Below are 10,561 nucleotides of genomic sequence, written 5' to 3'. Positions count from 1 at the left end.
TGACTACTCTCTTGTAATCAGATTTTTATCTATTCTAGTTCATTTCTTTAAAGGCTGCTTCTGCATCCGCGTTGCTGATAACACCAAATTGAATCTTTCCAATCTTTCCTTGACTATCAATTAGATATTCTGTAGGAATACTTCGAATTTGATAAGCTTGGAATGTGGTTGCTTTTGTGTCATAAAGAACTGGGATATCTTTATAACCTTGATCTTGGAACCATTGTGGGAATTGCTCAACAGTTTTTTCACCTTGAATTCCTGGTGCAATGACACTAAGAATTTCGAAGTCACGATCTTGTTTTGCAGCTAATTCCATCAACTCAGGCATACTTTTCTTACATGGACCACACCATGAAGCCCAAAACTTCAAGTAGACTTTTTTCCCCTTATAATCAGATAATTTAACTTCTTTACCATCCATAGATTGCAAGGTGAAATCTGGAGCCTCTTTCCCAACAGCAATTTGTTGTACAGTCGTTTGTTGCTGTTGTTTTGTGGATTGTTGTGGAGCTTGAGTCTTTTTAGTCTCTTCCTCACCACAGGCCATCAATACAACTAATGACAAAAGGCTTAAGCCAGCAAACATTACTTTTTTCATCTTTTTCTCCTTTATTCAAAAATTCCAGCTAGAACATTTACTTGTCCTAATAGTAACAAAATTCCCATTAAAATAATGAGGAAACCACCAATTTTCTTCAGTAGCATCATATGACGTTTAATTTTACTAAAATAAGGCATTACTACACCTGAAGCTAGAGCCAAAACCAAGAAAGGAATGGCCATCCCCAGAGTGTAAATTAAGGTATAGATAGCTCCTTGCCAAGCACCATTGCCTCCAGAAGCCGCAAGCGCTAAAACAGAACTTAAAACTGGACCAATACAAGGCGTCCAACCAAAGCTAAAAGTAATACCGAGTAAAAAGGCCGACCAATAATGATTGGCTTCTGATTTCTTAAAAGTAAAGCTTTTTTGAACCTCTAATTTCTTAAAATGAAAAATTTCCATCTGGTGAAGGCCTAAAATGATAATAATTGTTCCCATGGTGTAACGAAACCAATTGGCATAGAGAATATTACCAAAGTAACCAGCACCAAAGCCTAAAATAAAGAAAATGAGAGAGATACCTGCGATAAAGCAAAGAGTTCGAATCAGACCTGACCAGACAACCTTTCTCCCAAACAAAGAAAAGCTTTTTGCACTTTCCTGATCATCCAATAAAATTCCAGTATAAACAGGTAACAGAGGAAAAATGCAGGGGGAAAAGAAGGACAAGATCCCTGCTAAAAAAACGGAGATTGAAAATACTATCGTTTCCAATAAAAAACCAACTTTCTTAATAATTCTAATCCTATTTTACTATAATCAATTTCATTTGTATGATTTCTGCTACGCAAATTGAATTAGTCTGTATTTGAAAGATTTTCCGGTACTAGTTCATTCAGATTCTAGCCCCCAAAATGTCCCAAAAGCAAAAGAAAAGGGCTCTATAATATTTGTAGTGGGTAAATCCCCTATGGATATTATGGAGCCTATTTTGTTGTAGAAAAAAAGTCCCATATGACCTATAATGAAAAGCGACAAAACTATCATTAGAAAGATTCATATGGAACAATTACATTTTATCACAAAACTGCTCGATATTAAAGACCCAAACATCAAGATTCTAGATATCATCAATATGGATACCCACAAAGAAATTATCGCTAAGCTGGATTATGAGGCTCCATCTTGTCCTGATTGTGGAAGCCAAATGAAAAAATATGACTTTCAAAAACCGTCTAAGATCCCTTACCTCGAAACGACTGGTATGACTACTAGAATTCTCCTTAGAAAGCGTCGGTTTAAGTGCTATCAGTGCTTGAAAATGATGGTCGCTGAGACTTCCCTCGTCAAGAAGAATCACCAAATCCCTCGTATTATCAACCAAAAAATTGCTCAAAAGTTGATTGAAAAGACTTCTATGACCGATATTGCTCATCAGTTGGCCATTTCAACTTCAACTGTCATCCGCAAGCTCAATGACTTCTACTTTGAGTGTAATTTTAGACATCTGCCTGAGATTATGTCTTGGGATGAGTATGCCTTTACCAAGGGAAAGATGAGTTTCATTGCGCAAGATTTTGATAAGCTCAATATCATCACTGTTCTTGAGGGTAGAACACAAGCCGTCATTCGAGATTACTTTCTTAAATATGATAGAGCCGTCCGATGTCGAGTGAAAATCATTACTATGGATATGTTTAGCCCTTACTATGACTTGGCTAAACAGCTTTTTCCAAACGCTAAAATCGTGTTGGATCGTTTCCATATTGTCCAACACATGAGCCGTGCTATGAGTCGTGTGCGTATCCAAATCATGAATCAGTTTCATCGAAAATCTCATGAATACAAAGCTGTCAAGCGTTACTGGAAACTCATTCAACAGGATAGTCGTAAACTTAGCGATAAACGTTTTTATCGTCCTACTTTTCGTATGCACTTAACCAATAAAGAGATTCTTGACAAGCTTTTGAGCTATTCAGAAGACTTGAAACACCACTATCATCTCTATCAACTCTTGCTTTTCCACTTTCAGAATAAGGAGCCGAAGAAATTCTTTGGACTCATTGAGGACAATCTAAAGAAGGTTCATCCTCTTTTTCAGACTGTCTTTAAAACCTTTCTAAAGAACAAAGAGAAAATCGTCAACGCTCTTCAGTTACCCTATTCTAACGCAAAACTGGAAGCGACAAATAATCTCATCAAACTTATCAAGCGCAATGCCTTTGGTTTTCGGAACTTTGAAAACTTCAAAAAACGGATTTTTATCGCTCTGAATATCAAAAAAGAAAGGACGAAATTTGTCCTTTCTCGAGCTTAGCTTTTCTTCAACCCACTACAGTTGACAAAGAGCCAAGAAAAGCCTGTCACACAAGCTCAAATGCTTGATATGATAGGCTTTTTGAAGGTTGATTATTTAACAGCGTCTTTAAGAGCTTTACCAGCTTTGAATGCTGGAACTTTAGAAGCTGCAATTTTGATTTCTTTACCAGTTTGTGGGTTGCGACCTTTACGTGCAGCACGCTCACGAACTTCAAAGTTACCAAAACCGATCAATTGAACTTTTTCACCAGCTGCAAGGTACTCAGTTACTGCTGCGAATACAGCTTCAACTGCTGCCGCTGAGTCTTTCTTAGTCAATTCTGTAGCTTCTGCTACTTTAGCGATCAAATCTTGTTTGTTTGCCATGTTAATGATTCCTCCAAATTAATTTCTAATTAACAAATATAATCATATCCTAAAATCCCTTTTAGGTCAAGTTAAAAACGCTATTTCTTCCCATTTTCTTTATTTTTTTAGGAGTGGTAACGTACCAAAATAGCCCAAGCATTCTCACCTGTGTGCGTTTGAATAATGGAACCCGTTTCCAAAACAGAAATTGGCTGTTCAACATAAGCTTGTAAGCTTTCTTTCATCTCTTTTGCCCAATCAGCACTACCAGAATATGAAATTCCAATCTCTGCTACAGAACGTTCAGCGAGTGATGTTCTCAACTCATCCAACCATTTTTTAAAAGTTTTAGCACCACGACCTTTAACCATTGGCTGCAATTCATGGTCCTTCATCTGCATGACAACACGGATATTAAGAAGAGAACTCAACAATCCAGTTACACGGCCAATTCGTCCACCTTTAACAAGATTTTCCAAAGTTGAAACACCAATATAAAGTTCTGTGTGGTTTTTAACCTCTTCAACGTGAGATAAAATTTCCGCCATATCTTTGCCTTCTTGTGCTAACTTCGCAGCCTCAACAACTTGGAATTTCAGGGCTTGGTCAGTAAAGGAACTATCGATAACTGTCACATCGGCAGTAGATAAACTAGCACCTTGGCGTGCTGCTTCTACCGTACCAGAAAGAGCATGGGACATATGAATAGCAAGAATCTGGCTACCATCTTTGCATAGGTCCTCAAAAACTTCAGCGAAGACACCTACAGGCGGTTGACTTGTCTTAGGAAGATTCTTACTTGCTTGCATCAACTGAAGAAATTTACCTTCTTCTTTCAAATCAGCATCAGAATAAACAACATTATCAATCATTACAGATAATGGAACAATTGTAATATCTAATTGTTTTACGAGTTCAGGTTCAATAGTAACAGATGAATCGGTTACAATCTTAATTTTTGTCATAGTATCAATCTTTCTATTTTAGGATTCAGATTGGTTTTCTTACTTCTAATTATATCAAAAAAAGATTAAAAATCCTAATGGAGTCAATCAAATTTTCCGTAAAAATTTGATATAATCAACTTATAAGAAAAGAGGTGTCCTATGATTAAAAAAATTTACCCCATTTTTACCATTTTACTAGGTGCTGCTATTTATGCTTTTGGTCTGACTTATTTTGTAGTTCCTCATCATCTCTTTGAAGGAGGGGCGACAGGTATTACCCTTATCACCTTTTATCTTTTTAAAATCCCTGTTTCGCTCATGAACTTGCTGATTAACATTCCCCTTTTCATCCTAGCTTGGAAGATTTTTGGAGCAAAATCTCTCTATTCTAGTTTGCTTGGAACCTTAGCTTTGTCCGCCTGGTTGGCTTTTTTTGAGCGTATTCCCCTTCATATTGATCTTCAAGGTGATTTACTAATCACTGCCCTTATAGCTGGGATTCTATTGGGAATTGGTCTTGGAATTATCTTTAATGCTGGAGGTACAACTGGTGGTACTGATATTCTTGCTCGTATTCTCAATAAATACACTCATATATCAATGGGAAAATTGCTCTTTATCTTAGATTTTTGTATTCTCATGCTTATTCTCCTAATCTTCAAGGATTTGAGATTGGTTTCCTACACACTCTTATTTGATTTTATCGTTTCTCGTGTCATTGATTTGATTGGAGAAGGTGGCTATGCTGGTAAAGGATTTATGATTATCACAAAACGTCCTGACCAACTTGCTAAAGCGATTAATGATGACCTAGGAAGAGGCGTTACTTTTATTTCTGGTCAAGGCTACTATAGTCAAAAAGATTTGAAGATTATCTACTGTATTGTCGGTAGAAATGAGATTGTGAAAATGAAGGAAATGATTCATCGAATCGATCCTCAAGCCTTTATAACCATTACAGAAGCCCATGAAATCCTTGGAGAAGGATTCACCTTTGAAAAAGAATAAAAAGAGGTAGTGTAGTGACCTCAAAAGTTAGACTTATTCATCTATCTTTTAGGTTACAAACAACCTCTTTTTTGTTTACTCAATCTCTTAAGACCAATTCCGAGCTACTTCTTCATCAGCCTTTAACTGATCCACTAATTGGTCAACTGAGTCAAATTTGGTCATATCTCGAATGCGATCAAGCCAATAAACCATGACGGTTTCCCCATAAATATCTTGATTAAAATCAAAAATATTGACTTCAAAACGTGCTTCTTCTCCATCGAAGGTCACATTTTTCCCGACACTAGCCATAGCACGATACTTCTGTCTTTGAATCTCAACATCAACGACATAAACGCCATCTGCTGGCATATAAGTACGATCTAAAAGCACCAAATTCGCTGTCGGATAACCAATCGTACGACCACGAGCATTGCCATGAACCACCATACCTCTTGATGGAAGCGGTGCCCCCAAAAGTTCTCCTGCTTCTTTCACATTTCCATCTAAAATAGCTTGACGGATACGAGTTGAACTAATCTTTCCTTTCTCATCTTCTACAGGTGGAACGATAATGACTTCTCCATCAAAGTAATCCTTTAAGTCTTCTGCCGTTTTTTGGTCAGAACCAAATGTATAGTCAAAACCTGCAACAATAATTTTAGCATTCATAGCCTTAATATAGGTTGCAAAAAATTCTTCTGCCGTGAGACTAGCAAATTTGCTACTAAAATCAAGGAGATACAATTCTTCTACGCCTTCACGCTTTAATTTTCTCTCACGTTCAGCAGGGTTCAAAATATGCAAAAACAAATCCGGATGATAAGGCTCTAAAGCAATCTTTGGAGATTCATTAAAGGTCATAACTACGATAGGCAATAAATCCTTTCTCGCAGTCTTGTTGGCAACACGAAATAGTTCTTGATGTCCCTTATGTATACCATCAAAATAGCCGAGAACAACGACCGAATCGGATGGTGTGCCAATATCTTTTTGATTTTTTATAGGAATAGTAATAATCATAAAATAATTATATCATAGTGACAGCTATTTCTGGAACAGAAAATCTGAAATGTCGTTTTTTTAAGCTAAAGTGTACCATTTTATAAGAATTTTTTTTAATATCTTAATAAATAACAAGAGATTGAGGGAAGAGTCTTGAAATCAGAAAAACGCATCACATCAGCCCTTAAAACTTGATACAATGCGTTTTAATATGAGAAAATATACTGGATTTTTTCAAAACGAACTTCCAGCAGTCTTTTCACTTTTTATTAATAAGTCCCTTCTTCACCTTGGCTAGTCAAGATAACAGGTCCATCTTTCGTAATGACAAATTGGTGTTCATACTGACATGACAATCCACCGTCAATGGTCTTATGCGCCCAACCGGTCTTCATATCTGTATCAATTTCCCAGTCACCTGTATTGATCATTGGTTCAATAGTCAAGACCATTCCTTCACGGAGACGGAGCCCACGACCTGCAATACCATAGTTAGGAACCATTGGCTCTTCATGCATAGTTGGGCCAACACCATGACCAACCAAATCACGCACTACACCGTAACCACGACTTTCAGCGTATTCTTGAATGGCTGCACCAATATCACCAATACGGTTCCCAACAACAGCTTGCTCAATCCCCTTATACATGGCTGCTTTAGTTACATCCATCAGATTTTTCACTTCTTCGGACGGTGTACCAACGGCGTAAGCCCAACATGAGTCTGCTAGACCACCAGAATAGCTCTGAGTGTATTTTTTCATTTGCTCGACATTGTTGAAGTTTAATTTTGAGACATTCAGGTCAGATTTAGCAATTGGACCTCCCAAAACCATATCAACTTTGAGCAAATCACCATCTTTCAAGATATAGTGACGAGGGAAAGCATGAGCCACTTCGTCATTAAGAGAGCAACAGGTAGCATAAGGATAGTCCATCATAGCACCGTCAACTCCAATCTGAAGCGGAAGGAAATTTTCTTCCTTACAACGACGGCGAACGTATTCTTCAACTTCCCACATATCTACGCCAGGCTTAATCAAATCACGCAAGCCAATATGGATACTTGCTAAAAAATCACCGGCCTTATCCATAGCTTCGATTTCACGAGCTGATTTTAATGTTATCATTTTTTCTCCTAGTTTCTAATTAATTTTAACGGTTACATTTGCTTTTGAAACAATCTGGTGACCATGATAAATATCGTAATCAATAATAGCTGACCGTCTCGTATGATGGATAATACGGGCTTGAATGCGCAGTATATCATCTATCTGAACAGCCTGCAAAAAGTAAATTAGCATCTGCTCGATAATGAGATTGCGCCCACTATTCACAACTAAATCTTGGGTCATGTGGGTCAGAATTTCTGCCAATACACCATTAGCCAAAACTCCGTTTTTCTCAAGCATAAAGGGTTCCACTGTAATGACTACTTCATCATGGTGGTAAGAAAGTTTTTGACCAATTTGCTCAGAAAAAGTAGGTAGAGCAGAAACTTGGGAACGACTCATCTTCTCCATGACATCTCGTCGTGTCACAACTCCAAGCAAGGTTTGATTATTTCGAACAACCGGTACCATTTCAAAGTCTTCTGCAATCATCCGTTGACTCACATTGGCAATATTTGTCGATAATCCAACTAAAAATAGATTACGAGACATGACCTTATCAATTGTCGTACTTGGTGACTTATCACCAGCGTCTCTCATGGTTACAACACCAACAACAACCTGGTGTTGATTGATAACTGGGAAACGACTGCTACGATTCTTACGAACTAAGTCCAAATAATCTTTGACTGTGTCTGTTTCCCTCAGAAAACCATACTCATGACTTGGGCGATAAAGTTTCTCAACTGTCAGAATATCAGTCTTGATTTGTACATTTGACAGGGCTTTATTTATCATGGTCGCAATGGTAAAAGTGTCATTCTTACTTCTCAGAACAGGAATCCCCTTTTGATTGGCCAGTTTAAGCACATCATCATGGACCTGAAATCCACCTGTAACCAGAACTGCATTTTCATTTTCCAGCGCTAGTAATTGGATACGGGTACGGTCTCCGACAATCAAAAGTCCCCCATCATGAAGGTAAGACAAGATGTTTTGTTCGGTCATAGCACCGATTGAAAACTTGCTAAATTCTCTTTCTAAACCTTCTTGTCCAGCTAACACCTCAGAAGAAGTTACTTCTGCAATTTCTGCATATGTTAATCTTTCGATAGCAACTTTCTTCGATTTAACGCGAATTGTTCCACTACGGGGACGAGTCTCCACAATTCCACGATTTTCAGCTTCCTTGATGGCCCGATAAGCAGTTCCATCACTGACTCCGAGATGATTGGAAATACTACGAACACTGACCCTTTTCCCAACAGGTAATTCTTCCAAATAGCTTAGAATTTCTTGGTGTTTACTCATTAAACTCTCCCTTTACAAAGCGAAATTCAAGATAATCTCGCATTTTCCTTGTATAGCGATCACTGCCTTTAAACTGACGGAACAAACTAAATCCAGACTTAAGAGCAACCTTTTGACTAGCTTCGTTTTCTAGATGGGTAATGATGGATAATTGTTTTAAGTCAAATTCTTCAAAAGACAGCTGACAAATTTTTCTAACAACCTCTGTCATAAAGCCTTGCGACCAAGCCTCTTTTTTTAAAAAATAACCAAGTTCTGCTTCTTTTTTAATTTCGTCTAGCTTTTCAAACTTGATTGAACCAATCATTTTTTCAGTTTTCTTGTCACAAATAGCCCATACTCCTAATGGAGATTTCATAAAATAATTGGCCAGTGCATATTGACTCTCTTCGAGACTAGCTTGACTTGGAAAAATAAATTGAAGATTTTCTGGATTCGAAGCTATCTCATAAAAATCCTGGCTATCACTAAAAAAGAAAGGACGCAAATACAAGCGATCCGTTTCAAAAAAAGAAAACATTGCTAATTTGGTCCAAATATTCATAAACACCTCTACGGTTTAATCCTCAACAAGTCTAATATCCGCTCCTAGATTACGTAATTTTTCGATAATATCAGAATAACCACGTAAGATAAACTCGATATTGGTAATTTCAGTTTGTCCCTCGGCCATCAAACCAGCAATAACTAAAGCTGCACCAGCTCTCAGGTCAGTCGCTTTAACACTTGCTCCACGTAAACCACGTCCACCTGTGTATAAAATATGACCATTTGTTGTTGATATATCTGCGTCCATTTTAGCTAATTCAAAAACATGGTTTACACGTTTTTCGTAAATCGTATCAACAATTGTACCACGACCATTAGCTGTTAGCAAAAGAGGAGTAATCGGTTGTTGCAAATCAGTTGCAAAGCCTGGATAAGGAGCCGTCTTAATATTAATTGCTTTCAAATTAGACTGTTCTTCGACAAAAATACTATCCTCGGATACAGTCATTCGAACTCCCATTTCCTCTAACTTAGCAATAAATCCTTCTAGGTGTTCGTATAATACATTATTGATACGAATTCCCTTACCAACTGCAGCAGCTAAAGATATATATGTTCCAGCTTCAATACGGTCTGGAATTACCTGATGACGAGTTCCATGTAATCTGTCAACACCATCAATAATAATGATATTTGTTCCTGCACCACGGATATGGGCACCCATATTATTCAATAGGGTAGCAACATCAATAATCTCAGGTTCACGAGCTGCATTTTCAATAATCGTACGGCCATTTGCTTTAACAGCAGCAATCATCGTATTGATCGTCGCACCAACACTAACTGTATCCATGTAAATACTTGCACCATGAAGTCCCGTTTCTTTGGCAGATAACTTCATGTTATCTCCCTCGTAGCTAACAGTTGCTCCCATAGCTTCAAATGCCTTAAGGTGTAGGTCAATCGGACGAGGGCCAAGATCACATCCTCCCGGTAAACCAACTGTTGCTTCACCAAAGCGGCCTAAGAGGCTCCCATAAAAATAGTAAGATGCACGAAGATTGTTAATTTTACCATAAGGCATTGGAATATTTTGAACACCTCTTGGATCAATCTCTAACACATCATCATAACGCTTAACAGTAGCTCCCATCAATTCCATAATTTCGACAAGACTAGCAACATCAGAAATATCTGGTACACAATCCAAAGTCACAACATCATCAGCTAAAATAATAGCTGGAATCAAAGCTACTACACTATTTTTTGCGCCACTAATGGTAATCTCACCTTGCAGGGGCAAGCCACCATTGATAACAATTTTTCTCATTTTAAATTTTTAATACTCTTTCAAAATTTCTAAAAAGGTCCTACGTTAAAGTATATCATAAATTCACCCTTTTTTCCATCATTTTCAATTATATGGCTGAATCGTATTTGTTGGTAGCTGAGCTTTCTTAAAAAGTTTTGCCCCTTTTTTGCCCCCTAAATACA

11 protein-coding genes are annotated in these 10,561 nt (G+C 37.6%); 2 read left to right on the top strand and 9 right to left on the bottom strand.

Going from position 1 to position 10,561, the window contains the following annotated elements; translation table 11 throughout:
- Positions 1 to 34: 34 nt before the first annotated feature.
- Both sdbB and ccdA2 read right to left on the bottom strand, forming a co-directional pair.
- Positions 35 to 601 carry a TlpA disulfide reductase family protein gene (gene sdbB, locus O3599_RS09530; protein ID WP_247939918.1) on the bottom strand — a complete coding sequence of 189 codons (567 nt, stop codon included), beginning with the start codon at positions 599 to 601 and terminating at the stop codon, positions 35 to 37.
- Between the two features lie 11 nt (positions 602 to 612).
- Positions 613 to 1,320 carry a thiol-disulfide oxidoreductase-associated membrane protein CcdA2 gene (gene ccdA2 / locus O3599_RS09525; protein WP_084928494.1) on the bottom strand — a complete coding sequence of 236 codons (708 nt, stop codon included), beginning with the start codon at positions 1,318 to 1,320 and terminating at the stop codon, positions 613 to 615.
- Positions 1,321 to 1,606: 286 nt separating this feature from the next.
- Here ccdA2 and O3599_RS09520 point away from each other — a divergent pair, with 286 nt between their 5' ends.
- Complete coding sequence (locus O3599_RS09520) at positions 1,607 to 2,863, top strand: ISL3 family transposase (protein ID WP_247939919.1); 1,257 nt, start codon at positions 1,607 to 1,609, stop codon at positions 2,861 to 2,863.
- A gap of 92 nt (positions 2,864 to 2,955) precedes the next feature.
- On the opposite strand, the gene O3599_RS09515 is transcribed toward O3599_RS09520, so the two are convergent.
- Complete coding sequence (locus tag O3599_RS09515; protein WP_001284640.1) at positions 2,956 to 3,231, bottom strand: HU family DNA-binding protein; 276 nt, start codon at positions 3,229 to 3,231, stop codon at positions 2,956 to 2,958.
- 107 nt (positions 3,232 to 3,338) lie between these two features.
- A complete protein-coding gene (locus O3599_RS09510; protein ID WP_261017855.1) occupies positions 3,339 to 4,178 on the bottom strand; it encodes a DegV family protein in 840 nt (279 codons plus the stop codon).
- A gap of 141 nt (positions 4,179 to 4,319) precedes the next feature.
- On the opposite strand from O3599_RS09510, the gene O3599_RS09505 reads away from it, so the two are divergent.
- A complete protein-coding gene (locus tag O3599_RS09505) occupies positions 4,320 to 5,168 on the top strand; it encodes a YitT family protein (protein ID WP_023942678.1) in 849 nt (282 codons plus the stop codon).
- Positions 5,169 to 5,255: 87 nt separating this feature from the next.
- Here the strand turns inward: O3599_RS09505 and O3599_RS09500 are convergent, their stop codons facing one another.
- From O3599_RS09500 to O3599_RS09480, 5 genes are all read right to left on the bottom strand, one after another.
- The gene (locus O3599_RS09500) at positions 5,256 to 6,173 is read right to left on the bottom strand and encodes a bifunctional riboflavin kinase/FAD synthetase (protein ID WP_261017856.1); all 918 of its coding nucleotides are present in this window, start codon (positions 6,171 to 6,173) and stop codon (positions 5,256 to 5,258) included.
- Between the two features lie 251 nt (positions 6,174 to 6,424).
- On the bottom strand, positions 6,425 to 7,285 hold the full coding sequence (locus tag O3599_RS09495; RefSeq protein ID WP_261017857.1) for a methionyl aminopeptidase: 861 nt from the start codon (positions 7,283 to 7,285) through the stop codon (positions 6,425 to 6,427).
- A gap of 15 nt (positions 7,286 to 7,300) precedes the next feature.
- On the bottom strand, positions 7,301 to 8,578 hold the full coding sequence (gene spxR, locus O3599_RS09490) for a CBS-HotDog domain-containing transcription factor SpxR (protein WP_261017858.1): 1,278 nt from the start codon (positions 8,576 to 8,578) through the stop codon (positions 7,301 to 7,303).
- Entirely contained in the window at positions 8,571 to 9,122 is a 552-nt protein-coding gene (locus O3599_RS09485; RefSeq protein ID WP_261017859.1) for a GNAT family N-acetyltransferase, read from the bottom strand. Before O3599_RS09485 ends, spxR begins: the two co-directional genes overlap by 8 nt.
- A 15-nt stretch (positions 9,123 to 9,137) precedes the next feature.
- Positions 9,138 to 10,397, bottom strand: coding sequence for a UDP-N-acetylglucosamine 1-carboxyvinyltransferase (locus O3599_RS09480; RefSeq protein WP_371512698.1), 1,260 nt, complete (start codon positions 10,395 to 10,397; stop codon positions 9,138 to 9,140).
- Positions 10,398 to 10,561 lie beyond the last annotated feature (164 nt).

The organism is Streptococcus sp. 27098_8_103, assembly GCF_041432345.1.
Taxonomy (GTDB): domain Bacteria; phylum Bacillota; class Bacilli; order Lactobacillales; family Streptococcaceae; genus Streptococcus; species Streptococcus mitis_BV.
Note: the sequence above shows the minus strand (reverse complement) of the source record. Positions and strands in the feature narration are given on the sequence as shown.